Origin of the sequence: Galbibacter mesophilus (assembly GCF_023721415.1) — a bacterium.
GTDB lineage: Bacteria > Bacteroidota > Bacteroidia > Flavobacteriales > Flavobacteriaceae > Galbibacter > Galbibacter mesophilus.
The window spans coordinates 74,820-100,173 of the sequence record NZ_JAMQVC010000002.1; the positions used below are offsets into that span (position 1 = coordinate 74,820).

Sequence of the window (25,354 nt, forward strand, 5' to 3'; positions counted from 1 at the left end):
GTTTTTGAAGTTTTGTCTGAAAATTTAACGAAGGGCAATTGTGCCAAAAAGGCATTTTAAAATCATCATTTAGGCTAAACGTACGGTTGTTTAGACAAACTTTTAGTTTCGGCCTGTCTAGAAAAATATTGAAAATCAAAGAAGCAGGGTGGATAAATGATAAAAATCTGTTTGAGGCCGACCGTAGGAAGGGCGAGTTATTTTTATCAGTAGCTGTGGGTTGTGTAGTATTTTCTTATATTTTTATAGCAAGCCTAGTCCCGAAGCTTCGGGATTTGGTTCGTTTTTTTATCGATGAAAAAAATGAACATATAAAGTGTAGGTACAATTAGCGCGAGTGTTATAAAATCATAATAAAGGCATTACAATTAAAATAAATTAGATAATTTTGGACTTCTTAAGTTGAATAAGCAATTAACCATAAAGAAATATGTCATATAATTTATTAAAAGGGAAGAAGGGAATCATTTTTGGAGCATTGGATGAAAATTCAATCGCCTGGAAAACAGCCATGAAGGCTCATGAAGAAGGAGCTACTTTTGTATTGACAAATGCACCTATTGCGATGCGTATGGGTCAGATTAAAGAGCTGGCTGAAAAAACCGGATCTGAAATTATTCCAGCAGATGCTACCAATGTTGAAGAGTTGGAAAACCTTGTAGAGAAATCAATGGAAATTCTTGGAGGAAAAATAGATTTTGTTTTGCACTCTATCGGTATGTCAATAAATGTTAGAAAAGGAAGACATTATACAGACGAGAAATACGATTTTACCGAAAAAGGTTGGGATGTTTCTGCGTTGTCTTTCCATAAAGTTTGTCAGACTTTGTACCAAAAAGATGCCATGAACGAATGGGGAAGTATTGTAGCTTTAACCTATATGGCGGCACAACGTGTATTCCCAGATTATAATGATATGGCAGATAACAAGGCATATTTAGAATCTATTGCTAGAAGTTTTGGATATTTCTTCGGAAAAGAAAAAAATGTAAGAGTAAATACCATTTCCCAGTCACCAACTCCAACAACCGCTGGGCAAGGTGTAAAAGGATTTGATGGATTTATAGCCTATGCAGATATGATGTCACCACTTGGGAATGCAACCGCTCAAGAGTGTGCTGATTATACCGTAAGTTTATTTTCAGACCTTACGAGAAAAGTAACTATGCAAAATCTTTTCCATGATGGAGGTTTCTCAAATACGGGTGTAAGTGATGAGGTAATGGCTAAATTCATGAAAGAAGATTAATTTGCCGAAAATAATGATACAAAGCTGTTTGAAAAGTGAGAAGCATGATTAAAATTCACTTTTTAAACAGCTTTATTGTTTATAAAAGCTAGAAAGAAGATGATGCTTGATTTCTCATTTATAATTCCTGTTTACAATCGTCCGGAAGAGATTAAAGAACTGCTGGAAAGTATGCGGGCGCTAACGGGTTCTATTCCTTTTGAAGTGGTAATCGTAGAAGACGGTTCTACCATTTCTTCGGAAAGTGTAGTAAAGCTTTTTGAAGCTGACTTGAATATTTCTTACTACTTTAAACCAAATTCTGGCCCCGGCGATTCTAGGAATTATGGTATGAAAAAAGCCAAAGGAAACTATTATATTATTTTAGATTCCGATTGTATTTTGCCACCGCAGTATTTAGAAGAGGCTAAAAAAGCGCTGGATAAGAATTATGTAGATTGTTACGGTGGACCTGATGCAGCACATGAATCGTTTACCGACCTTCAAAAAGCTATTAACTACAGCATGACGTCGTTTTTAACGACGGGCGGTATACGTGGTGGGAAAAAATCGGTTAATAAATTTCAGCCACGAAGTTTTAATATGGGACTTTCCAAAAAGGCATTTGAAGCGACTGGCGGCTTTGGGAAAATTCATCCCGGGGAAGATCCAGACCTCACCATCCGTTTGTGGAAAGCCGGTTTTGATACGGTTTTAATACCGGAGGCGTTTGTTTATCATAAACGAAGAATTTCTTGGGAAAAGTTTTATCAGCAAGTTCAAAAGTTTGGTCTAACAAGGCCTATTTTAAATAAGTGGCATCCTGAGACCAAGAAAATTACCTATTGGTTTCCATCTGTTTTTGTTTTAGGCTTTCTTGTTTCGTTGTTGTTTTGGGCCGCTGATGCACCTTTGTTGCTAAGGTTGTACGGTTTCTATTTCTTGGCGGTTTTCGCGGAAGCACTTTATAAAAATCGCAGTGCCAAAATCGCATTACTTTCTGTTTTCGCCGTGGTTGTTCAGTTTGTAGGTTACGGATTGGCTTTTGTGAAATCTACTTTTTTAATTACCTTTTCCAGTAAAAATCCGGAAGATATTTTTCCAAAACTTTTTTTTAAGTAATCGAATTAATGGCAGGGAAATTTTTCACATATTTAAAAGCGTTACTAAAAAAGCCAAAAGCATCAATTTTTTTGATGTTTTTATTCATTTCTTCCTTTATTTGGTTTTTAATTTCCCTTTCCGACAATTATATTTCCCATGTAACCTTCAATTTAAACTACATGTCCATTCCAGAGGATAAGCTGGTTTTGGGAAAACCTAAAAAGAATATAACGGTTGATATTGAAGCTTCGGGATTTAAGATATTGAACTATAGAATCTTCAGAAGGGAATTGAATTTACCGTTGGATAATTTCAAAGAAAAAAAAGGAGACCATTTTTACATGCTTCCAGCCCAGGTAGAAAATGTAATCAACAATCAGTATAAATCTTTAGTGGTGCGTAAAATGAATCAGGATTCATTGCTGCTGGATTTAGGGGTGAACAAGAAAAAGTATATAAAAGTAGACCCCGATATTCATTTTGAATTTGCTGAAGACCATCAATTGAAGGATTCATTAAGAATTCAGCCCGATTCCATTTGGGTGCGTGGCCCGGAAGATTTGGTGAAAAAAATTAAGGAAGTAACCACGGAAAAAGGGAACTATAACAACGTAAAAGGCAGTTTTGAATACGTTTTGCCTTTAAAAATCCCAGATTCCGTTAAAGAACTGGAATTTGAAACCAAAAGAATTACGATTAGCGGGACGATGGAGCGGTATTCAGAAAGAATTATTTTGGTACCAGTGCAAGTTCAAAATTTACCAGAAAACACCACGCTAAAATTGTATCCCGATAAAGTCAAACTTATTTGTAAAGCACCCATTTCGCAACTGAAAAATATAAATGAAAACGGCTTTAAAGTGGTTTGCGATTATAATGATATACAAAAAAATAGCGCCGTTGTTATACCGCGATTAGTAGAGAAACCTAAGTATGTTACATCCGTGAAAATGTTGGATATGAAATTGGAATTCTTAATAAAAAAGCAGTAATGTTTGTAGTTGGTTTAACAGGAGGCATAGGAAGTGGAAAATCTACGGTAGCCAAATTTTTCGAAGAAATGGGTGTGCCTGTATTTATTGCCGATGCCGAGGGGAAGAAATTGATGGCGAATAACGAAAGTGTTAAGGAAGCTGTGAAGTCTTTTTTGGGCAATGAAGCGTATCAAGCAGATGGTAAACCCAATACGGCTTATATTGCAGGCATTGTTTTTAAGGATAAAAATAAACTTCAGCAATTAAATTCAATTATCCATCCAGCGGTAGCGACTTCATTTAAAAGTTGGAAAGAACAGCAAACAGCCCCCTATGTCCTAAAAGAAGCGGCTATTCTTTTTGAAAGTGGAAGTTTTAAAGATTGTGACTACATTGTAACTGTGTCTGCTCCAGAGAAACTACGTATTGAAAGGGTGCTGACGCGTGATAACACTGCAAAAGAAGCCGTAGAAGAGCGCATGAAAAATCAGTGGCCCGAAGAGGAAAAAATAAAGCAATCTGATTACGTTATCCAAAATATAAATTTAGAAACTACGCGAGAACTTGTAGGAAAAGTACATTCGTTATTACTTAAAAAAAGTATTTCAACCTAAAAATTTAACATTTTTGTTAACGTTAGGTTAAATGCTTAACATACCTTATTACAAAGCCTTAATTTTGACCAAATGAGTAGACGCTTATTTGTACTTCTGGTAATCTTAATGAGTTTGTCCTTGATGGGGATTATATTCGTTCAGGGTTATTGGATTAAAACAGCAGTAGACGATAAAGAGGAGCAATTCTCCAATATGATTTCCCAAGTCCTTCATTCTGTTTCAGAGAAAATAGAAGATAGGGAGATAAGGGATTATTTCGATAAGTATATTAAGCTTAAAGATAGTATTGGAGATCTAAAAGGAGCCACCTTACGAGAGTTTTTCTTTGTTGAAAAAGATAGGAATAATAACGAAACGCTTATTTATTCCCACGGAATTTTAGAAGAAGATTATGGCATTTCTTCCACGTTCTTTGATAATAACAATGCAGATACAGCAACCATTAAAAATTATACGAGCAAACGCACTACGCAAATTTTTAAGGAGGAGTATGGTATTGATGGTAAGGTGTATTCTCCTGTAGAACGAATTGAAAAGATAGGAGGATTTTCCGCTTTAGATAAAGCACAGTTTGAGGATGTTTTTAAGGAAGCGGCTAAAAGAGTGCCAATTCATAAGCGGGTTAGTAGACAAGAAATTGAACTTTTGCTTCAGAAAGAACTTAAGAATCGAGGAGTAAAACTCAACTTTGAGTATGGAATTTTTAGCAAAGGGTTAGTGACCAAAGTTCGGTCCAGCAACAGGATACAAATGGCACAATCTCGTTACAAAACAGCCTTGTTTAAAGATAGTGAAGGGAATAGCAACTACGACTTGTTGGTGAGTTTTCCTGAAAAAAAGAAATTTCTGATTTCTTCTATAATTGAAATGGCAATACTTTCGGTGGTATTTACGCTTATCATAATCATAGCATATTCAAGTGCACTGTATCAATTGATAAAACAAAAGCAGATTTCAGAAATAAAAACGGATTTTATCAACAACATGACACATGAGTTTAAAACGCCCATTGCCACTATTAATTTGGCATTGGATTCTATGAAAAACCCGAAAGCTTTTGAAGATCCGGACAGGGTAAAGCGTTATTTGCAAATGATTCGGGACGAGAATAAAAGAATGCATGCTCAAGTAGAAAATGTATTGCGTATTTCGAAACTTGAAAAGAATCAATTGGATATAAGTAAAGATAAGGTAGATGTTCACGATATTATAGACGAAGCGATTGCTCATGTAGAGTTGATGGTGGAAAATAGGGGCGGACGCATAAAAACGCATTTAGATGCACCAAGGAGTGAAATATTAGGAAACGATTTTCATCTTACCAATATACTGGTGAATATTTTGGATAATGCTAATAAATATTCCCCGAATGCTCCGGAAATTGATGTTTATACCGAAATTGTAAAAAATAGCATTGTTATAAAAATAAGTGATAAAGGAGCCGGAATGAGTAAAGCCGTTCTTAAAAGAATATTTGAAAAATTCTATCGTGAATCCACTGGGAATATTCACAATATAAAAGGACACGGTTTAGGGCTCGCTTATGTAAAAAGCATTGTAGACGATCACCAAGGTGAAGTTTACGCAGATAGTGAAAAAGATAAAGGAAGTACCTTTTTTATAAAGTTACCTTTAATATAGAAACATGGAAACAGTAAACAAAAAGATTTTATTAGTAGAAGATGACCCCAATTTCGGGATTGTTCTTAAAGATTACCTTTCAATGAACGATTTTGATGTAACCCTAGCCAAAAATGGGATGGAGGGATATGAAAAATTCAGAAAAGATCACTACGATTTATGTATACTTGATGTAATGATGCCTTACAAAGACGGATTTACATTGGCCAAGGAGATTAGGGAAAAGGATGAAAATATTCCGATTATCTTCTTAACGGCAAAGACCATGAAAGAGGATGTTCTGAAAGGTTATAAAGTAGGTGCAGATGATTATTTGAACAAGCCCTTTGATTCGGAAGTATTATTATTTAAAATCAAAGCGATTATTCAAAGGAAGTCAACAGAATCGTTGGCCGATAGTAAGCAATTTGAATTTGAGATTGGTAATTTCCATTTAAATTCGAAGTTACGATTCTTAACTTATAAGGAAGAAGAGCCGATAAAACTATCTCCAAAGGAAAATGAATTATTACGTTTATTAGCATTGCATGAAAATGATTTAATGCCACGGGAGTTAGCGCTAACAAAAATTTGGAGAGACGATAATTATTTCACTTCCCGAAGTATGGATGTTTACATCGCCAAATTAAGAAAATATCTTAAAAAGGATGACGATGTAGAAATATTAAACATTCACGGTGAAGGGTTTAGGTTGGTTGTAAAAAGCGAAGCCGAAAACTAAGGTTGTGAAAAGTCAAAATGTTAGCAGTTTAAAATAACCTAAACTGTTTGTGATAAAAAAAGGATGTCAAAAAAATGGCATCCTTTTTTTATTGTAAAATTCTTAAAAAATTATATAATTGCATGCCAATCGCATTTTAGACCCTACCTATTTTTATAAATTTAACAATTCGTCTTCTTATTGTTAAATTACTGTAAATTTTCACTATTTTTACGGTTCAATCAACTTAAAATAAACAAATGAACAAATTATTAGTTACAATGACACTGTTATTGTACTGTGGTTTTGCGTTTGCGCAATCCGTTAGTGGTAGGGTATCAGATGGACAAGGAACCCCTTTGCCGGGAGTAACCATTCAAGTCGATGGGACTTCAAAGGGTACAACAACCGATTTTGACGGTAATTACACTTTAGCCGCTGCAGAAGGCGATGTATTAGTGTTTACCTACATCGGTATGAAAGCAATCACCAAAACGGTTGGAGCCAGTACAGTTATCAACGTAAGTATGGTAGAAGACGCACAAAGCTTGGACGAAGTTGTAGTTACGGCTTTGGGGATTTCAAGAGACAAGAAGTCGTTAGGATATGCCACTCAGGAAGTGGATGGTGATAACTTTACATTAACTAACGAGCAAAATGTACTAGGCTCTCTGTCTGGTAGGGTAGCGGGGGTTCAGGTTACTGGGTCTTCTGGAGCTAGTATGGGGGGAACTCAAAAGATAAAAATAAGAGGGGTTAACTCAATTAGTGGAGGGGATCAACCTTTAATTGTTATCGATGGAACACCAATTTCAAATGCAAACTTTTCGGGAAGTGATCAAGCAGATTATGGTAATCTCGCTCAAGATATAAATCCAAACGATATTGCGGAGGTAAATGTTTTAAAAGGACCTGCAGCTTCTGCCTTGTATGGAATTAGAGGACAGTTTGGTGTAATAATGATAACTACTAAAAAAGGGAAAAAAGGACCAAAAAAGGTAGGGGTGCAGTTTTCTTCTTCGTTCTCATTGGAGTCGGCGTATAATTTTATTCCATTACAAAATTTATATGGAGGAGGTTCAAGTCAGTCTTTCAGAACTTTACCTAATGGAGATCCTTACGTAGATATTAGTGTGGATGAGAGTTGGGGTCCGAAAATGGATGGTACTCCTGTAAGGCAAGTTTTCAGTTTTTATCCACAAGATCCAGAATACGGACAACTTACTCCTTTTGTTGCACACCCGAATAACGTTGAGGATTATTATAATACAGGGAGTACATTCAATAATAATATATCCATTACCGGTGGTAATGAAAATACCTCTATTAGATTGAGTGCGAACCATACCAATACAGAAGGTGTTGTACCTAATACACATTTAGATCGTACCAATATTGGTTTAAGTGCGAGTTTAAATTTATCTGATAAACTTACGGTATCTAGCAATATAAATTATGCAGGAAATGAAGGTCAGCGACCTTCTCAAGGGTCAGAATACGGGGGAAGTTATTTAGTGCAGTGGTTTCAAAGAAATATAGATATGAACCGTTTGAGGGATTATAAATATGATGATGGTACATTTTTGCACTGGAATTTAAGGAGACCAAGTTCAAGCACTGGAGAATTGACTAATTTTAGTCCGCTTTATTGGAACAATCCATACTTCGAAGCATATGAAAATATAAGCACGGACACAAGAGATCGTTTTTTTGGGGATATTGGGATGTCCTATAAAGTAATTCCTGAATTAGAGATAAGCGGCTTTTTAAGAACCGATATGTTTACTCAGAATATAGAGGAAAGACAGGCTTTTGGCGGAACAAGATTACCATCATATTCAATAGGAAAATATCAAAATAAAGAGTTTAATTATGAACTTTTAGCTCAATACAAAAAGTCTTGGGATAAATTTTCATTGGATGCGACTTTAGGTGGTAATATTTATAAAAGAAATTATTCCTATCTTTCTCAAAGTACTGTAGGTGGACTATCATCACCTGGATTTTATAATATCGATGCTTCAATTGATAGACCAAATACAACTTCCTATCTTCTTCAGAAAGAAATTAGAAGTTTCTATAGTTTGGTGTCTCTTGGCTATGATGGCACATATTTTATAGACGCCTCTATAAGAAATGATAATTCGTCTGCTTTACCAGAGCAGAATAATTCTTACTGGTACCCTTCAGTATCCGGAAGTGTGGTTTTTAGTGAATTAATTAACTGGAAGCCATTGAGTTTCGGTAAAATAAGAGCAAGTTATGCTCAGGCAGGTTCAGATTTAAGTCCATACCAAACAAGCGTTTATTATGGTGTTGGAACGGTATATGATGGAGTGAATACACTTTTTGTGCCAGACAGACTGAATAACCCAGTTATTGAACCTTCATTTTCAAACTCCTTTGAGGCTGGGATGGAACTTAACTTCTTCAGCAATAGACTGGGCTTTGACTTCACTTATTATCAGCAAAAAAATAAAAATCAGATATTGAATTTGGACGTATCTGGAACCAGTGGCTATAGTTCTAGTATTATTAATGCGGGACTTATAGAAAATGATGGTTATGAATTAACAGTTAGGGCTACACCTTTGCAAAGTGAAAATTTTGCTTGGGATTTTACCTTTAATATAAACAAAAATGAAAGTGAGGTAGTGGAACTTGCACCTGGTATAGATGTATACACATATGATTCTACAACCTATGCAAGTGTTACGAGTTATTTAAACTCTTATGTTGGAGAGCCATTTGGTAGCTTAGTTGGACAAGCTTATCAAAGGGATGAAGCTACTGGACAGATATTATTGGACGACAATAATATGCCTTTATATACAGATGCAACGCATAACTTTGGTTCTGTTTTGCCAGATTTTAATGGTGGTTTTCAAAATACATTCAGAATTGGTCAATTTGCTATTACAGGAATGATTGATTTTCAAGGTGGGGGGCAATTTTTTAGTAGATCTAAAATGCTAGCTGTAAGAACTGGACAAGATGCTCTAACGGTTGCTACAAACGACAACGGTATGAACGTAAGGGATCCTTTAGATCAAGGCGGGGGAGTTAAGGTTAGCGGTATTTCTGCTTCAACTGGTCAAGAAGTGACAGCTTATGTAGACGCCCGTTCCTATTATAGAAATACTTTGGGAAGAAGAATCTATGAAGAGTGGCTGTACGACGCTTCATATGTGAAGCTAAGGGAACTAAGGGTACAATACACCTTAGGAGAATCTTTAATGGATAAACTTCCTTTTGAAACCATGAGTTTATCATTAATTGCTAGAAACCCTTTAATGATTTGGCAAGAAGCTCCTGAAGGGATAAATCCTTCGGAAATATCTACGGGTGCACAATCCATTAGTTGGTATGAATCTGGACAACTACCCACCGTTAGGTCTTATGGGGTGAATTTAAATGTTACATTCTAAACAGATGAAGATGAAAAAAATAAATATATATATATTGTTAATAACACTCGTATTGAGTAGTTGTAGCAATTTTGATGATGACATCAATTCCAATCCGAATGCTCCTAATCAAGCTTCGGGAATGCAATTAATTGCACAAGCTCAATTGTCCCTTCCAGGTCTTAGCTCGTCTCCGCAAGGTGAATTTATGGCTCAATATCTGGCAGAATCTCAATATGTGGGCGTGTCTTTATATCCCATGCAAAATACTAGCTTTTATGGATGGTATCAGGGACCATTGGCAGACCTTGAAGCGGTTTTAACGTCTGAAGATTTATCTGCTGCAGATGGACCTGTAGTGAATCAATTAGCAGTGGCTAAAATTCTTAAGGCATATTATTTTTGGAATATTACAGATAGGTGGGGGGATGTTCCTTACACGGAAGCTTTAAAAGGGCAAGAAAATTTTACGCCGAAATATGATACCCAGGAGTCTATCTATAATGATTTGTTTAATGAACTTAAAGAAGCCGCTAATATGATGGTAAGCGGGGACTTAAGCAATGATATAATTTATGGAGGCGACATGCAAAAATGGAGGAAATTGTCAAACTCTATAAGACTTTTGATGGCATTGCGATTATCGGAAGTAGATCCTGCCAAAGCGCAAGCCGAATTTGTTGACGCAATGGGAGATGGTGTACTTTCTTCCAATGAAGATAATTTATTTTTTCAGCATTTGGCTGAAGCCAATAATCAAAATTATTGGTATTCCCAAATTGTGGACAGAAACCGGGAGTGGTGGGCGATAACTGAAGGCATGGTTTCTCAAATGAAGCCTTACGATGATCCTAGATTACCAATTTATGCTAATCCTGCACGAAGTAATGGAGAATACGTGGGTATGTTGTATGGGGAGGAAGAAAATATTGGGACAGAGGAATATTCATTACTTGGTGATGATATCTACGCTCAAGATGCCCCAGTTTATCTGCTAACCTATGCACAGGTTCTTTTTGCTATGGCAGAGGCATCAGAACGTGGTTGGATAGCTGGTGATTCAGAAGGTTATTACAAGACAGCAATTGAGAATTCAATTTTGCAATGGACTGGAACTACAGATGGTGTTTCGGATTATTTAGCACAACCCGATATAATGTTTAACGGGAATTCTGCTATGGAACAAATTGCTTTACAACGTTGGATTCATCTGTATATGTTTGGTTACGAAGCGTGGGCAGAATGGAGAAGAACAGGATTACCGGATATATTTGTTTCACCTAATGGAGTGGATATTCCAACAAGACTTGGTTATCCAGACAATGAAGCTTTTAATAATGAAGAAAGCTATAACGAAGCTATTCAGAGACAATTTGGTGGTCAAAATGATATTTATGGCAAGATTTGGTGGGATAAATAGAAAAATACTACTTTTCCTTTAATTTACAAACGGCTCGATTTTCGAGCCGTTTTTTTATTCCCTCTCCTTATCAATAATCTATTTGTTGAATTTTTCTTCGACTTATTAAGTGTCGTATTTCAGAAACAGCTTAAACTATTCAATAAGCCTTCATAAAAACTACACTACTCTTTCTTTTTAATTTTAAGACTATTTTATGTTAAAAACAGCTTATATTCTTTAAATTATATTTTATTTCTATATTTTAATGCTTTATTTCATTAATTTGATTGGTGATATAAATATTTAAACAACTTAAAATTTGAATATGAATAGAGTATTAATTACAATGACACTGTTATTGTACTGCTGTTTTGCTTTTGCACAATCGGTTAGCGGTACAGTAACAGATGCACAAGGGACACCATTACCAGGAGTAACTATCCGGGTAGATGGAACTTCTATCGGTACCACCACCGATTTTGACGGAAATTACACCATAAGCACTTCACAAGGAAATGTTTTAATATTTACCTATGTCGGCATGAAGACTATAAGCAAAACTGTTGGGACAAACGCGGTTATAAATGTCAGCATGATGGAAGACGCCCAGAGCTTGGATGAAGTTGTAGTTGTAGGGGCTTTTGGTCAAGCTGCCAAGAAAAAATCAGTCAGTAATGCAATTCAATCGGTTTCCTCAGAGCAGTTACTGGAAGGGAACCAAAATAATATGGTTAATGGCTTGCAGGGAAAGGTGTCGGGAGTTACCATTTCGAATTCTGGCGGTGCTCCAGGAGCTTCTTCCGTGATTTTAATTCGAGGAGGTAATTCTATTACGGGAAATAATCAACCGTTATTTGTGGTGGATGGTATTCCCATAGATAACTCTACTGAATCGAGTTCTCAAGTTGCAAGCATAAACCGGGCATCGGATATTAATCCAGAAGATATTGAGAGTATTTCGGTTTTAAAAGGACCAACAGCAGCGGCTTTATATGGTATTCAGGCATCAAATGGTGCGGTAATAATAACTACCAAGAAAGGAAAAGCCGGCGTTAGTAAAGTAAGTTATTCCGGTTCGCTGTCAGTCGATCAAATTTTGGGTACTCCAGATGTTCAGACTATATATGGACAAGGTGAAGAAGAGTCGGACGGAGAGATTAATCCAGAATCTTCTTTTTCATGGGGTAATAAAATCCTTGATGGATCACCAATTTATAGAAATATTGATGATTTCTACAAAACCGGGATTACACAAAATCATAACGTTAGTTATTCCGCAGGAAGCGAAAAAAGCAATATCTATTTTTCAATTGGTGACATTTCCCAAGATGGGATTATTCCTAGTACAGCTTACGATAAAACGTCCTTCAAAATAAATGCAAATTCAAAGTTTGGAGAAAATTTTACCGTTGGCGTTTCCGGAAATTATATAAATACTTCTATTGCAAGTACAAGACAGGGTAATGCTACTGGTGGTAGCTTTAACAGTTTGCTGTCATATCCTGTAAACGTGAATGCAAGAGATTATTTAAATCCGGATGGCTCCCAGAAGAAATTTTTCAGCGATCAGCAATTCGATAATCCTTATTGGAGTATCGCAAACAGTCCCAATACCAACGATGTCAGACGTTTAATAGGGGTTATAAACTTGAATTATCAATTTTTAAACGACTTTCATGTAACCTACAAAGTAGGTACGGATGATTATAATGAATATAGTAAAAGAATCACTGGAAATGGATCTTTGGTAGAAAATAGAGAAGATGGTTTTATAAGTCAATATGAAAAAGACCACTCCAGGTTCACTTCCATGTTGTTGTTGCGGTACAATAAGAAAATAACGGAAGATATTACTTTAGATGCCATGATGGGTAATTCGATTGAAGAGTTGGATATTCGTACGACCTACACTTCTGGAGACGGATTTCAAACACCGGGCATATACAGTGTGGCCAATGTGGCAAAAGAAGATCAAACAGTTAATGAGTTGATTCGTCGGAAAAGAATTATAGGTTTGTTTGGTGAGTTAAAGCTTGGTTGGAAGGATGCTCTATTTTTAACAGCAACAGGAAGAAATGATTGGACCTCGACGATCCGTCCTGAAAAAAGGTCTTTCTTTTATCCTTCCGTAGGAGCGGCAGCGATACTTACCGATTTGTTCGAAATTCCAACCGATGGCACCCTAAACTATTTAAAGTTAAGAGGTACATGGGCTAAAGTAGGTAAAGATGCACCCATAGGGGCTTTGGAAAGCTCATTAGGTAAAAACATTAATGGCTCCGCTAGTTCGGCCTATGCTTGGAATGGGGTTAATGTAGGGAATCCTGATTTAGAGCCAGAATTTACCGATAGTTATGAAGTGGGGGCCGAAGTAAGATTTTTGAACAATCGGTTGTCTCTGGATATGTCCTATTATTATAGTTTATCAGATAATCAGATATTGAGGGATATTCGGGTGCCCCCAACAACAGGAACCTTTTTTGCCACACTCAATGGCGGATCTATAAAAAATACCGGATTTGAAGCTTTACTCTCCGCAAAAATCTTAAGACCGAAGAACAATGGATTATTCTGGTCTTCTGATTTCAATTTTGGGATGAATCAAAGTACTGTGGAAGAGCTGCCTGGCTTTTTAAATGAAGTATATCTTTCCGATTCATTTACTTTTCGAAACTCAGCAGCAGGAGCAGCTATTTTAGATGGTTCTCTATTCGGATTGAGAGGTAGGCAGCCAACAAAAGACGATAATGGTAATATCATTATTGATGATAGTGGCTTACCCGTTTTAACAGATCAAACTTATCCAAACGTAAATAGAATGCCAGATTGGACTCTAGGGATAACAAATACGTTTAGATATAAAGGAGTTTCTCTTTCTTTTTTATTGGATATAGTTTATGGGCAGGACGTGTACAACGCTACCGAGTCGGCCATGATTTACTACGGACAAAGCCCTATAACGCTCGATAGGGGTGAACAAGTTACTTTTACAGGTGTAGACCCAGTTGGGAACCCTAGGGAAGTTACCACTACAAAGGACCAAAACTATTATACTAATTATTACTCCTTAGATTCTAACAATTTTATTGAAGACGGTTCATTTGCCCGATTAAGATATATAACATTATCCTATAGGTTTCCAAGGGAACTAATCGAAAAATTCTCGTTGTCCTCATTGGAATTATATACCACGGGAAGAAATTTATTCACAATTACGAATTATAGTGGAGTAGATCCAGAGGTTAATACTTTTGGAGCAGGGGTATCTGGTGCAGGTTCCACCTACATCGATAATCTCGGTACTCCAAACACCAAAGGCTTTGACTTGGGTTTGAAATTCACATTTTAACATAACAACAATGAAGATAGTAAAATATATATATATACGACATTATTGATAGTAACTGTTTCGTGTTCAGATGATTATTTTGATGTGAATACTTCTGAAACAGCTCCAACTACAAAATCACTGGCACCCCAATACAGAATTCAAGGTGCTATTGAAAATACTACCGGTACGGCCCAATATAGGGGAACGCGGGAAGTTCTTGGAATTGTACAATATGGATCACAAAATGTGGCGAACTATTATTCAGAAACCTGGAGCTCTTTTTTAACATCAGGTAGCTATTTTTTCTGGCAAAATGCGTATGTGTATGCTTTGCCAAATACTGCAGATTTAATTGTTTTAGGCAGGGAATACAACGCCCCCAATTATGTAGCGGTTGGTAAAATTTTAAGGGCCTATGTTTATGGAATGGCGACAGATCAGTATGGTTCGATTGTGACGGAAGATACTTACGATGGAGAATCCTCCATGAATCTTACACCTCAGTTTGTTAACCAAGAAGAAGCTTACAAAACAATTTTTTCTTTGTTGGATCAGGCTATTGAAGAATTGGATCAACCCAGTGAAATTGGTTTAAATATTGAAGAAGGAGATGTTCTTTATGAAGGCGATGAGAACTCTTGGAAGCAATTTGCTTATGCCTTAAAAGCACGGTATATGAATCATTTGTCTAAGAAATCTTCTGGAGAGCTGACTTACAACCCTCAAGAGATAATAAATTTATGTCAAAAAGCATTTTCATCAAATCAAGACAATGCTAAAGTTCAGTTTCTTGGGGGGGAGGCAGTAAACCAAAATCAACCATTCAGTGAGGATGGTTTTGGATCTACGCGATTTGATTTCTTTTCTGAGTTTTTTGTGAAATTACTTAAAAACCCTCTGAATTTAGAAGAACCTTTTGAAGATCCTAGGTTGCCCACAATTGTACCGGAAGCAGTGAATGGAGGATACTTCGGAGTTAGAACGGGAGCTGGAGTGGACACCGACACCGATTCTTATGATAATTATTCCATAGGAAATGGCGGTTTTTACACCAAACCAGATTCCCCAACCTACATGATGACGTATAGTGAAGTTAAATTTATTGAAGCCGAGGCCAGATTTAGATCTGGCGATAAAAGTGGTGCTTTTGCGGCAATGAAGGAAGGGGTGCAAGCAGATCTAGATAAGTTAGCAGTTCCTCCAGCCAAAATAAGTACATATTTAAACAAGTTGGATGATGAAGTGGGCATTTCGAAAATTACCTTGTCTCATATAATGGTACAGAAGTATATAGCCAACATGTTGAATCCAGAAACATGGGTAGATATGAGGAGAATGGACTACGATGATACTATTTATCCTGGCCTAAAAAGACCGGAAAATGTTAATTTGGATATATTTCCTAATGAAGATGATTGGATTCAAGCCATGATGTATGAAAATAACGAAGAAAGTAGAAACTATGAAAACATTCCAGATAACAATCCAGCAATACGATTAACGACTCCTCTTTGGTGGAATATGCCGGAATAATCTTATTTACTAAAACTGAAATCCCAAAACTTAGGATAACAAAAGTTGACTAGGTTTTGGGATTTTTACGTTTTATATTAGCCTGTAAAACAATTTAATGCAGTAACAAGCTTTTCGATGTCCTCTTTTGTATGGTGTGCGCTAAGCACAATTCTACTCATCAATTCATCATTTTCTGTTGGGTAGCGAAAACTAGTTATCAAGATGTTGTTTGCAAGTAAATGTTCAGTAAGCCTTTCGTTGAAAAATGTGAATGTAGGATGGTCGCTTAACTGAACAAACAATTCTTTCTTCTTCAAATTGTTATAAAATAAATCTTGGTTTTCCCGCAGTTTCTTAAGTCGTTCTTCGTAAATGCTAGATGCATCTTTTAAAGTTGAAACTGCCGCAGGAAGAGCAGGAGAAGCACCACCATAAGTATCTGTTTTTTGTATAGATGCTATCCTGGTTTGAGTGCCAAAAATGGCGCCTGCTTGCACACCAAATCCTTTTCCCAGAGAACCACAGACCACTATTTCTTTGGCGTTAAATTGTTTCAGTAATTTATACACACCTTCGCCAGTTTTCCCAAGAACACCAAATCCGTGGGAATCGTCAACAACTAAAATGGTTTCAGTGAGATCCAAATTTTTTAAGAACGGATAACTGGGGTAAGTGTTTTCAGTAAAATCGACTGAATCAAAGAATATTACTTTTTTTTTATCTTTTTCAGATTGTTGAAATACTTTTAAAAAATGATGGTAATCTATACAAGCGGTTTCATTTTTAGTGAAAAGCGATGAATGTGTATGAGGAACAATCAATTTTTGGTATTCTTCCGAAGAAAAATAATGACTAACCAGTTGGGAAGCCAAATATCCGGATGAGAGCGTACAACAGCTTTCGCTGCCAATTTTCTTTGCTAAATATGATTCTACTTCTTCAAAAATAGAGAATTGTATATTCGATTTTCGGGAAGCACCATAGTTGGTTCCGTACTTTTGAATATTCTCAATAAAAATTTGTTGAAAATCGGACAACGTCTGCAAGCCCAAATATGCCGTGCCTCCAAAATAAAGAAAGTCGCCTAATTCAGTAGTGATTTTTCTATCGGGAAATTCATCAACTTTTGTAATCATAGTTATAATAAGGTTACCCCAGATCCTCCTTCCGAAGGGAAAATAACTTTACCACCTTCTAAAATTTCAACGCCTTTTGCGATATCGTGTTTTAAAAGCATGGCACCATCCATATCTACATAATCCAATTGCGGCAATAGTTGTGCGATAGCAGAAATTCCTACCGAAGACTCCGTCATACACCCAACCATTACTTTCATTCCCAACTCTTTGCCGCGTTTAATCATTCGTAGCGCAGGTGTAAGTCCGCCGCACTTCGTTAATTTTATATTAATTCCGGTAAAGTGCCCATGACATTTATCCACATCTTCTTCAGTAATGCAACTTTCATCAGCAATAATGGGCAGAACACATTTGTCGATTATCTGCTTGTAACCTTCTAAGTTATCAGCAGGTAAAGGCTGTTCTAAAAACTCAACTCCCAACTCTTTCAATTTTGGAGCAAGTTCCAGCGTTTGCTCAGGAGTCCATGCATTGTTGGCGTCAATTCTAAAAATAGCGACGGTATGCTCCCTTAATTGTTTTACAATTTCAAGGTCGTTTTGTGTTCCTAATTTTATTTTATACAGAGGCCACGGTTTTTGGAGCATTTTCTCCACCATTTTTTCTACGGAATCAATCCCGATAGTGTAATTGGTTATAGGATAACTTTCGTTGCTTGTTCCCCAAATTTCATACAATGGTTTTCCTTGAAGTTTACCATAAAGATCGTGTGCAGCTAAATCTAAAGCGCATATAGCAAAATTGCTTAACCCTTTGTCCTTCAAAAAAGTATGAAAACCTTCAGGTTTGTCAAAATTGAAATCATTGATTTCTTTTTCAATGCCACGAATTTCTTCCATCATGGAAGCAACAGTAATTTTGTAATACGGATTGGCGGTGGCTTCTCCATAGCCCGTTTTTCCGTTAAGGTGAAGACCAACTACTAAACTGTCTTGAAAATCGTGGGATTCACGAGAAATACTGAAGGTGTGCTCTAATTCCAGCACATATTTTTTTAGGGAAACTTGCATGAAATGTTGTTTTGTACGAAGATATAAAATGAACTATTAAAACAGCGTGTATTGTAGAAAAAAAGCGAGCATTTACTCTGCAAAGAATAAATGCCCGCCGTTGGGTTTGGTTGGTTGTTGGTATGGTGTTTTAATCAATCTTTACATTTTCTACAATTTTCGGACTTCCATTGTAGGAAACTTCGCCACCAGAAGATTTATGAATGGCTATTTCATTGGCAGCGTTTACTTCAATGTCTGCACCGCTACTGGCATCGGCTTTTACAATTTTAGCTTTTAATCGGTGGGCATTTATATCGGCGCCGCTGCTAGCATTGGCCTTTAGTGTTTCTGTAACACCGTACACTTCAATTTCGGCACCGCTGCTCGCTTTTAAAGTGACACTAGTTGCTTGTAATTCGGCTTCAATGTCGCTACCGCTGCTGGCATCCAAGGAAATTTCGTTGGCTTCAATAGTTCCCATGGTACTCATGTCTGCTCCGCTGCTGCTTTCCAAACTAACAATTTTGGGCAAGGAAACATAGACTTTTTTAGAAGAAACCCTACCAATAGGTTCTTTACAGCTAATTTTTAAGGTTCCATTGCTAACGCTTGTTTCTATTAGGTCGATTACATTTTCATCAGCCTCTACTTTTATGGAAGTACTTTCTGATTGTGTTACAAAAACGTCCAGCCCTTCGGTAGCTTTTACAGATTCAATGGTTTCATCAGCTCCGCGCTGTTCGGTAATTACATTTCCATTTCCTTTCACGCCGCCACCAAAATTTAGGTTGCACGAGACCAGGAACAGTGAGATTACGAAAGATATTACTACTTTAATTAATGTACTCATGATTTTAGTTTTTTTGATTGATTTACAGACTGTCTTTTACTACAGTTTTAGGTTCTTCAATTTCTAAAGAATCTATTGTTTCTATTTCTTCGGAAGGATTTTCTTCTTCTGAAATTTCCTCTTCTACAGGGCAATCTAGACATGTAAGCACTCCTAAGTCGTCCATTAGCCAAGTGTGGTTTGCCAAAGACCTTCCGTAGTAATTTTGATCATTTTTAATATCCCCTCCAATTTTATAACGTACTGAATTGTGAATCTTAACAAATCTATCCTGTGGTATAAAAACAGTTATTTCTACTTCTTGGTCACGAAACTTATTTTTAAAATCGGTAGTTAGGTAATTGTTCAAGTATAAAACATTGTTATCCAAATTAAAAGAGTATTCTATTTTATCAGCTCTTTCAAAAGCATTGCTGTAATTATTTCCCTGCGATTTTTTCTCAATTTCTATCCGTGCTTCGTTGTTTGGGGATTGCTTAATAGTGACTTGCACCACTTCACTGTAGATAAGTTTTCTATCGCCGTCCATTGCAATATCAAAATCAGAATCACGGAAATACCGATTCTTTAAGTTTTGGGCTTCTACCATACGTATCTCTAAGGTATCCGCAGAGGTTAGCGGGATAGTTTGCGTTTCCGTTGCGGTGGCATTAAAACTGTATTCGGTCGCTGTTTTTACTCCTAAAGTTATAAGACCAATAATAGATAGCAGCCAAACCCCTAACAGTGTAAATTTAGCAACATTTCCTATGGATTTCAAGTTGTTAACTAAAATCTTTAATCCTAAATAGAATAAAAAGAAAAATGGAATTCCAATGGCAAAGAAAGACAGGAGGGAGATAAGCCACACAGGGGCGTCTACCGTTATGTCTATATATTCTTGCCAGGGCTGGTGTCCCCAGAAGTCAATCGTGCCTGCTGTGAATAAACCTATGAAAAGCGCTATTAAAACTGTGGCGGCAGTAACAATTACAATAATTCCAATGAACTTTGCTAAAACTTTAAAAAAGAATAGAATAACGGACATTATCGAGTCAAAAAAATTCTTGGAATTTTTTTTTACAGAAGCGCCCATCTTGTCGTAATCTACACTTTTCACTTTTTCGGTAACACCATCAAAGCCTTCCTTGATTTTTTTTTCGATATTACTGATGTTAACCGGTTCCCCTGTCATGGCAATTTTCTGGGCAGTGGTAGCTGCTTCTGGAACCAAAATCCAAAACAGAATGTAAACCAAAATACCAAATCCTGAAAAAATAGTGGTAAGGATGAAAAGCAAGCGTACCCAAAGAGCATCGATACCTAGATAATGACTTAAACCAGCGGAAACACCACCGATATATTTATTATCGGTATCCCTAAATAATTGCTTACGTTCTTTTTTGGCGTGTGAGGTTTTTGCTTTTGGCTCATCCTCAAAGATTTCTTCATCTACCAAATAATCTTCCGGTTGTCCCATAATGGCGATCACTTCCTCTACTTCTTTGATGGTAACCACCTGCCTATCGTGTGATAGTTTTTCAGAAAAAAGTTCCGCTATTCTTGCTTCAATATCAGCAATTATTTCAGCTTTACCTTGGGAGTCGGTAAAAGATCTTTTAATGGCGTCCAGATAGTGCTGGAGCTTTATATACGCATCTTCATCTATGTGGAAGAAGGTGTTTGCCAGGTTTATATTGATTGTCTTATTCATAGTTAGTGCTTTTATTTTGTTACCAGGTTAACTGCATTTCTTAACTCGTCCCAAGTGGTGTCGAGCTCTTTTAAAAATAGCTTACCTTCATCGGTAAGGGTGTAATATTTTCTTGGTGGGCCAGAAGTGGATTCTTCCCATCGGTAGCTTAGCAAGCCGGCGTTCTTAAGTCTTGTGAGTAAGGGGTAAATAGTACCTTCTACTACAAGCATTTTTGCGTCCTTTAGGGTTTCTAGAATTTCAGAAGCATATTTATCCTCATTTTCTAAAATGGATAGAATGCAGTATTCTAAAACCCCTTTGCGCATTTGTGCTTTTGTGTTCTCTATATTCATGGTTTCATGATACTTTTGTTAAACGGTTCGTTTTTTGATTGATCTTTTTGATTTGATTGATGATGATTAATGCTATTTGATGAATGCAATAGTAAAAGGGTATTTGTAAGCCGTTCCTTCATTGGCACGAATGGTGGCTATAATGCTGCAAAATACATCCATTATTAATAGAGCTATACCCAACATTCCCAAAAGTGAAATTAGGCCCGCGTTCCAACCGAAACCGCTGAAATGCTCGAAATTAAAATCCACTGCATGTCGGTTATGCTCCAAAAGGTCTGCAAGTCCCACAAATTCCCAAGCTGTAAATAATACTACAGGAATTGCTATTAGGCCCAGCACAATGCTGTATAATAAAATGCTTATTTGAAAATTGATGGCCTGTTTTCCATTTTCATCTACAAATGGCAATTTTTCCCTGTTGGATGTCCACAAGAGTAGTGGAATAATAAAGTTCCCAAATGGGATAAAATACTTGGAAAAGGTTGAAAGATGTATAACCGCCGCCAAGTTTTTTTCATGTTTACTGATGGTTGATTCCATGTTCGTTTTTTGATTTGATGCTCCAAAATGGAGAGTTGATTGATGATTAATTAGAAATTGAATTATATAACCTACTAATTTCTATTGCAAATATATATCTAAAAAAAGGTATTATGCAAAACATAGTACTCTAATTTAACAAGAATTTAAGAGTATTAAGGAATGTTTTATAAGAAGTAATTTAAACTTTTTGAGTTGAAGCGAACCTGCCTCGCCGGCAGGCAGGAATTAATGGTTTTGTGCCTCTATGAAGTTTTTTTGAGCTGCATAGCAGTGCTACGGAGCAAGAAAAAGAAGAAATAGAGGTGCGAAATAGCAAATTTTTAGCCAATTTGTAAAAGTTTAAATAACTTCTTTAATTACTTTTGAAGAAATTATCCATTCCGAAGAATGTTGTCGTGCATTTGGAAAGGAAATTTAAAAAGTTTTTAAAACCTATTATATATGAAATTAACTCCTTCGGAACTCAATAAATTCTCAATGTTTAAATTGCCTTCTGCTTGGTTGTGTGGGGTGCGTGTAATGGCCATTAATGATGAAAGTTGTACGACATCTGTAAAGCACCGATGGATTAACCAAAATCCATTCAATTCTATGTTCTGGGCAGTGCAAGGAATGGCTGCGGAATTGTCAACAGGTGCTATTGTAATCGGGAAAATACGCGAGCAAAATCATAAAATATCCATGCTCGTTGCTAACAACAAAGCGAACTTTTCTAAAAAAGCCACAGGAAGAATTACTTTTGAATGTAACGACGGTCATTTAATAGATGAGGCCATTAAAAACACCATCGAAACAGGGGAAGGACAAACCTTTTGGATGCAGTCCATCGGTAGAGATGAAGCTGGAGATGTAGTTTCCACATTTGATTTTGAATGGACCGTTAAAGTAAAATAATTTAGAAGAGACTTTTATAATTTTTTGTACTGCCCTAATCCCTGAAACGGATTAGGGTATTTTTATTGGCGACTATTTTTATTTTAGAATTTCCAATTTGCATAGAGCTTTATAGCTTCTTCTTTTAATATGCTTAATAAAGATTAAAATTTTTAACGGAAACACGGTAAATAATCTATTATAAGCTAGTTAATTACTGAATGTGTATTAGGGATTTTACTCTTCATTTGAATTGCTTAATTTTTTTATGATTAAAAAATAATGAAATAATACTCTATTATCAACCATTTAAAGAGTATATAGGTTTTTTTGTAGAAAAAAAACTAACTCTTAATTTTTTATTATAGAAAATTTATATATGTTTGTGTTGTGTATATTAATTAACAAATCTATTTAAAAAATGAACAAAAAATTACTTATTGTCGCTATGCTCTTCGGAGTGGTCCTGGTTTCTAATGCTCAAGAGCAAGGGAAATTTAGAGTTGGATTGGATATCGGTTACACTATACCTAAAGGTGGTGGTGGTGTTATGTTTGATATCGAACCCAAATACAATATTGCAGATAACATGAATGTTGGTATTCGTGTAACCAGTGCTGCAATGGCGAAAGAAATTGAAGCGAGTGGAGGATCTGCCGAAGCTAAACTTTCCTCTACAGTATCTTACTTAGGTACATACGATTATTATTTTCATAGTGGTTCTGGATCTTTCGCGCCTTACTTAGGAGCTGGTTTAGGTTACTATGGTCTGGGAAATTTTGAATTTGACTCAGATACTGCTTTTGACGGAGCTGAATTGGATGTTGATGGAAAGTTTGGAGGAATGATTCGAGGTGGTTTTGAATTGGGTAAATTCAGACTTGGAGTAGAGTATAACATTATTCCTAAAACGGACTTGGGTAGTTCATATGACGATGGCATGGGGAATAGTGTAACAACTTCAGGCGAAATTAAAAATAGCTATTTCGGAATATCCCTTGGATTCTATTTAGGTGGCGGTAAATGGGGCAAATAAAATTTACACACCATAATATAGTTTTAAAGGTCGTCTAAGTTTCTAGACGACCTTTTTTAATCCTGCTTATTTATGTCATAAACCTCTGTACAGGGTTGCATAGGTGGTTTAAACCTCTAGTTCTTTTTAAGGATCTAACGTTCTGTATTGTTTATTTGCATAAATGACTCTTAAAATATTGATTTTCATTACGTTAAAATTTTTACAAAAGCAAATTTCTGCTTCAAATGAACTATGATTTTTCCCAATAGAGTTAATAATTATTCAATTTTGTTATTTTCCCAACTGATTCTGATAACTTAGTGATATAATTTGTTCTATTTTTGGTGACTGATAAAGATTTATAAGAATGTCTGAATTAGATTCGAGAATATTATTTGAAGAATTGGAGGCTTTTTTTGAACAAAAAGGAAGCACTACTGCAGATGGTGGAGTGTTAAAAATTGATAGTGAAAAAGGAGTAGGAGAAGTTTCTTGCGTGCAATTATTTAAGGGATTGGAATTACTCTTGTTTGATGTTGCCTTGCAACAGCCCTTAGAATTTAGCTATAAAACGGAGAGTGATGCATTTATCCATTTTCTATCGATACAAGAGGGAATGATGCAACATAGTTTTGGTCCTGATGAGGAAATGCAAACCGCGTTTCGTTTTCAAAATGTAATTTTAGGAAGTACAAAAAAGGCTACATCTTATTTCTATCTTCCTAAAAACACCAAGCTTAAATTTGGTTTAATCACTTTGTTCAAAACCAATTTTGAACCTTCCCATAATTTTAGAGGTCAACTTCCAGTTTTGTTGAATAACATTTTTAAAGGCTTTGCCGGTAAACATAGATACACCTATTTTGGAGATATTTCGGACAGGGATTCGGCCTATTTAAGTAAAATTTTTAAACTATCTAATCATCGATTAGAAGATAGACTAAATGTTGAAGCTGCTGTGTATCATTTGTTGGCCTCCAAGTTAAAGGATCACGATCAGGATCAATCTAAAGAAGCGAGAAAAGACGAATTAACCCAAACGGAAATTTCAAGTCTGTTAAAACTGAGTGAATATATAAGCAGAAATTTAGATAAAACCTTAAAAATTAAAGAGCTTGAACGGGAGAGTGGATTAAATCAGAAAAGAATTCAGTACGGTTTTCAACAATTTTTTGGGTTCAGTGTAAATAAATACATAGTGAATTTAAGAATTTTAAAGGCTAAAGAGCTTTTGGAAAACACCGATTTAAGTATATCTGAAATAGTTTTTAAAATTGGGTTGAGCAGTCGTAGCTACTTTTCTAGAATTTTCTCTGAGAAATACGGTATCCTTCCCAAAGAATACAAATCAAATTTGCATTTGTCTAATCCAACTTTTGAGCTTTGCTATTATTCCACAGCAAGCAAAAACCTGAAGCATGATGATTTTAGAGATATTTTACATGAAGCAAATAAGTTTAATGAAAAACATTCCATAACGGGCTGCCTTATTTATCATGAAGGTTATTTTATGCAGTTGCTGGAAGGAAACAAAGACCATGTCGAGTCTATATATCAACAGATTAAATTAGACAAAAGACACTCAAACCTTAAGATTATGTTTACAGGTTTTAAGTCTGGACGTATATTCGACGAGTGGAGTATGGCTTTTATCGAGGAACCTTCTGTATTTAGTATGAATAATCTAAAAGACTTTAAATTACTAAGCGTCGATATGCTTCGAATGCTCGATAAGACATCAAAAAGTAAACAAGATAATATTTTACAAACCAAATTGATGTGGGAAAGTGCTAGAAATACACTTATTTTAGAAGCTGAAAATCATACTCAAATTGCAATTTAAATTTTCCTGAGCATTTTATAATCCCGATACAGTGCTTATTTTTCTTAATTAAGGTATTGAAAGACGATTTTCAATTATAGTTTTGTGGTTATTGTATTTAACATCTTAGCCCAATAAAAAGATAGTTCTTTAAATAATTCAATTGT

19 protein-coding genes are annotated in these 25,354 nt (G+C 35.9%); 13 read left to right on the top strand and 6 right to left on the bottom strand.

Annotated features, from left to right (window positions below):
* Positions 1 to 430: 430 nt before the first annotated feature.
* The 10 genes from NDQ75_RS07320 to NDQ75_RS07365 all read left to right on the top strand — a co-directional run bounded on the left by NDQ75_RS07320 (position 431) and on the right by NDQ75_RS07365 (position 15,937).
* Positions 431 to 1,249: an enoyl-ACP reductase FabI gene (locus NDQ75_RS07320; RefSeq protein ID WP_202026805.1), complete on the top strand. Its 819-nt coding sequence runs from the start codon at positions 431 to 433 to the stop codon at positions 1,247 to 1,249.
* A gap of 99 nt (positions 1,250 to 1,348) precedes the next feature.
* Entirely contained in the window at positions 1,349 to 2,350 is a 1,002-nt protein-coding gene (locus NDQ75_RS07325; RefSeq protein ID WP_202026806.1) for a glycosyltransferase, read from the top strand.
* Positions 2,351 to 2,424: 74 nt separating this feature from the next.
* Positions 2,425 to 3,324, top strand: a complete 900-nt coding sequence (locus NDQ75_RS07330) for a CdaR family protein (RefSeq protein WP_242513601.1) — start codon at positions 2,425 to 2,427, stop codon at positions 3,322 to 3,324.
* Complete coding sequence (gene coaE / locus NDQ75_RS07335; RefSeq protein WP_202026808.1) at positions 3,324 to 3,920, top strand: dephospho-CoA kinase; 597 nt, start codon at positions 3,324 to 3,326, stop codon at positions 3,918 to 3,920. The genes NDQ75_RS07330 and coaE overlap by 1 nt, the downstream gene beginning before the upstream one ends.
* 72 nt (positions 3,921 to 3,992) lie before the next feature.
* Positions 3,993 to 5,564 carry a sensor histidine kinase gene (locus NDQ75_RS07340; RefSeq protein WP_202026809.1) on the top strand — a complete coding sequence of 524 codons (1,572 nt, stop codon included), beginning with the start codon at positions 3,993 to 3,995 and terminating at the stop codon, positions 5,562 to 5,564.
* Positions 5,565 to 5,568: 4 nt separating this feature from the next.
* Positions 5,569 to 6,285: a response regulator transcription factor gene (locus NDQ75_RS07345; RefSeq protein ID WP_202026810.1), complete on the top strand. Its 717-nt coding sequence runs from the start codon at positions 5,569 to 5,571 to the stop codon at positions 6,283 to 6,285.
* 239 nt (positions 6,286 to 6,524) lie between these two features.
* Positions 6,525 to 9,692: a SusC/RagA family TonB-linked outer membrane protein gene (locus NDQ75_RS07350; RefSeq protein WP_202026811.1), complete on the top strand. Its 3,168-nt coding sequence runs from the start codon at positions 6,525 to 6,527 to the stop codon at positions 9,690 to 9,692.
* 10 nt (positions 9,693 to 9,702) lie between these two features.
* Positions 9,703 to 11,091 (top strand): SusD/RagB family nutrient-binding outer membrane lipoprotein, encoded by a 1,389-nt coding sequence (locus NDQ75_RS07355; protein WP_202026812.1) that lies wholly within the window; start codon positions 9,703 to 9,705, stop codon positions 11,089 to 11,091.
* A 307-nt stretch (positions 11,092 to 11,398) separates the two neighbouring features.
* Entirely contained in the window at positions 11,399 to 14,422 is a 3,024-nt protein-coding gene (locus NDQ75_RS07360) for a SusC/RagA family TonB-linked outer membrane protein (protein ID WP_202026813.1), read from the top strand.
* A 45-nt stretch (positions 14,423 to 14,467) separates the two neighbouring features.
* Positions 14,468 to 15,937, top strand: a complete 1,470-nt coding sequence (locus NDQ75_RS07365) for a SusD/RagB family nutrient-binding outer membrane lipoprotein (protein ID WP_207190409.1) — start codon at positions 14,468 to 14,470, stop codon at positions 15,935 to 15,937.
* A gap of 77 nt (positions 15,938 to 16,014) precedes the next feature.
* On the opposite strand, the gene NDQ75_RS07370 is transcribed toward NDQ75_RS07365, so the two are convergent.
* The 6 genes from NDQ75_RS07370 to NDQ75_RS07395 all read right to left on the bottom strand — a co-directional run bounded on the left by NDQ75_RS07370 (position 16,015) and on the right by NDQ75_RS07395 (position 21,471).
* Positions 16,015 to 17,055 carry an aminotransferase class I/II-fold pyridoxal phosphate-dependent enzyme gene (locus NDQ75_RS07370; protein WP_202026814.1) on the bottom strand — a complete coding sequence of 347 codons (1,041 nt, stop codon included), beginning with the start codon at positions 17,053 to 17,055 and terminating at the stop codon, positions 16,015 to 16,017.
* Positions 17,056 to 17,057: 2 nt separating this feature from the next.
* Positions 17,058 to 18,068, bottom strand: coding sequence for a dipeptide epimerase (locus NDQ75_RS07375; protein ID WP_202026815.1), 1,011 nt, complete (start codon positions 18,066 to 18,068; stop codon positions 17,058 to 17,060).
* Positions 18,069 to 18,198: 130 nt separating this feature from the next.
* On the bottom strand, positions 18,199 to 18,900 hold the full coding sequence (locus NDQ75_RS07380) for a head GIN domain-containing protein (RefSeq protein WP_202026816.1): 702 nt from the start codon (positions 18,898 to 18,900) through the stop codon (positions 18,199 to 18,201).
* A gap of 22 nt (positions 18,901 to 18,922) precedes the next feature.
* Entirely contained in the window at positions 18,923 to 20,593 is a 1,671-nt protein-coding gene (locus NDQ75_RS07385; protein WP_202026817.1) for a PspC domain-containing protein, read from the bottom strand.
* 11 nt (positions 20,594 to 20,604) lie between these two features.
* Entirely contained in the window at positions 20,605 to 20,928 is a 324-nt protein-coding gene (locus NDQ75_RS07390; RefSeq protein ID WP_202026818.1) for a PadR family transcriptional regulator, read from the bottom strand.
* 72 nt (positions 20,929 to 21,000) lie between these two features.
* Entirely contained in the window at positions 21,001 to 21,471 is a 471-nt protein-coding gene (locus NDQ75_RS07395; RefSeq protein ID WP_202026819.1) for a DUF4870 domain-containing protein, read from the bottom strand.
* 444 nt (positions 21,472 to 21,915) lie between these two features.
* Here NDQ75_RS07395 and NDQ75_RS07400 point away from each other — a divergent pair, with 444 nt between their 5' ends.
* The 3 genes from NDQ75_RS07400 (at position 21,916) to NDQ75_RS07410 (ending at position 25,208) form a co-directional block, all read left to right on the top strand.
* Positions 21,916 to 22,368: a DUF4442 domain-containing protein gene (locus NDQ75_RS07400; RefSeq protein ID WP_202026820.1), complete on the top strand. Its 453-nt coding sequence runs from the start codon at positions 21,916 to 21,918 to the stop codon at positions 22,366 to 22,368.
* Between the two features lie 400 nt (positions 22,369 to 22,768).
* On the top strand, positions 22,769 to 23,383 hold the full coding sequence (locus NDQ75_RS07405; RefSeq protein ID WP_202026821.1) for an outer membrane beta-barrel protein: 615 nt from the start codon (positions 22,769 to 22,771) through the stop codon (positions 23,381 to 23,383).
* 349 nt (positions 23,384 to 23,732) lie between these two features.
* Entirely contained in the window at positions 23,733 to 25,208 is a 1,476-nt protein-coding gene (locus tag NDQ75_RS07410) for a BLUF domain-containing protein (protein WP_202026822.1), read from the top strand.
* Positions 25,209 to 25,354 lie beyond the last annotated feature (146 nt).

Excerpts from the sequence above, each read along its gene's own strand:
- NDQ75_RS07350 (WP_202026811.1), top strand. The coding sequence starts at position 6,525 with ATGAACAAATTATTAGTTACAATGACACTGTTATTGTACTGTGGTTTT.
- NDQ75_RS07400 (WP_202026820.1), top strand. The coding sequence starts at position 21,916 with ATGAAATTAACTCCTTCGGAACTCAATAAATTCTCAATGTTTAAATTG.
- NDQ75_RS07375 (WP_202026815.1), bottom strand. The coding sequence starts at position 18,068 with ATGCAAGTTTCCCTAAAAAAATATGTGCTGGAATTAGAGCACACCTTC.
- NDQ75_RS07390 (WP_202026818.1), bottom strand. The coding sequence starts at position 20,928 with ATGAATATAGAGAACACAAAAGCACAAATGCGCAAAGGGGTTTTAGAA.
- NDQ75_RS07320 (WP_202026805.1), top strand. The coding sequence starts at position 431 with ATGTCATATAATTTATTAAAAGGGAAGAAGGGAATCATTTTTGGAGCA.
- NDQ75_RS07340 (WP_202026809.1), top strand. The coding sequence starts at position 3,993 with ATGAGTAGACGCTTATTTGTACTTCTGGTAATCTTAATGAGTTTGTCC.
- NDQ75_RS07405 (WP_202026821.1), top strand. The coding sequence starts at position 22,769 with ATGAACAAAAAATTACTTATTGTCGCTATGCTCTTCGGAGTGGTCCTG.
- NDQ75_RS07325 (WP_202026806.1), top strand. The coding sequence starts at position 1,349 with ATGATGCTTGATTTCTCATTTATAATTCCTGTTTACAATCGTCCGGAA.
- NDQ75_RS07370 (WP_202026814.1), bottom strand. The coding sequence starts at position 17,055 with ATGATTACAAAAGTTGATGAATTTCCCGATAGAAAAATCACTACTGAA.
- coaE (WP_202026808.1), top strand. The coding sequence starts at position 3,324 with ATGTTTGTAGTTGGTTTAACAGGAGGCATAGGAAGTGGAAAATCTACG.
- NDQ75_RS07355 (WP_202026812.1), top strand. The coding sequence starts at position 9,703 with ATGAAAAAAATAAATATATATATATTGTTAATAACACTCGTATTGAGT.
- NDQ75_RS07345 (WP_202026810.1), top strand. The coding sequence starts at position 5,569 with ATGGAAACAGTAAACAAAAAGATTTTATTAGTAGAAGATGACCCCAAT.
- NDQ75_RS07395 (WP_202026819.1), bottom strand. The coding sequence starts at position 21,471 with ATGGAATCAACCATCAGTAAACATGAAAAAAACTTGGCGGCGGTTATA.
- NDQ75_RS07330 (WP_242513601.1), top strand. The coding sequence starts at position 2,425 with ATGTTTTTATTCATTTCTTCCTTTATTTGGTTTTTAATTTCCCTTTCC.
- NDQ75_RS07410 (WP_202026822.1), top strand. The coding sequence starts at position 23,733 with ATGTCTGAATTAGATTCGAGAATATTATTTGAAGAATTGGAGGCTTTT.
- NDQ75_RS07385 (WP_202026817.1), bottom strand. The coding sequence starts at position 20,593 with ATGAATAAGACAATCAATATAAACCTGGCAAACACCTTCTTCCACATA.
- NDQ75_RS07360 (WP_202026813.1), top strand. The coding sequence starts at position 11,399 with ATGAATAGAGTATTAATTACAATGACACTGTTATTGTACTGCTGTTTT.
- NDQ75_RS07380 (WP_202026816.1), bottom strand. The coding sequence starts at position 18,900 with ATGAGTACATTAATTAAAGTAGTAATATCTTTCGTAATCTCACTGTTC.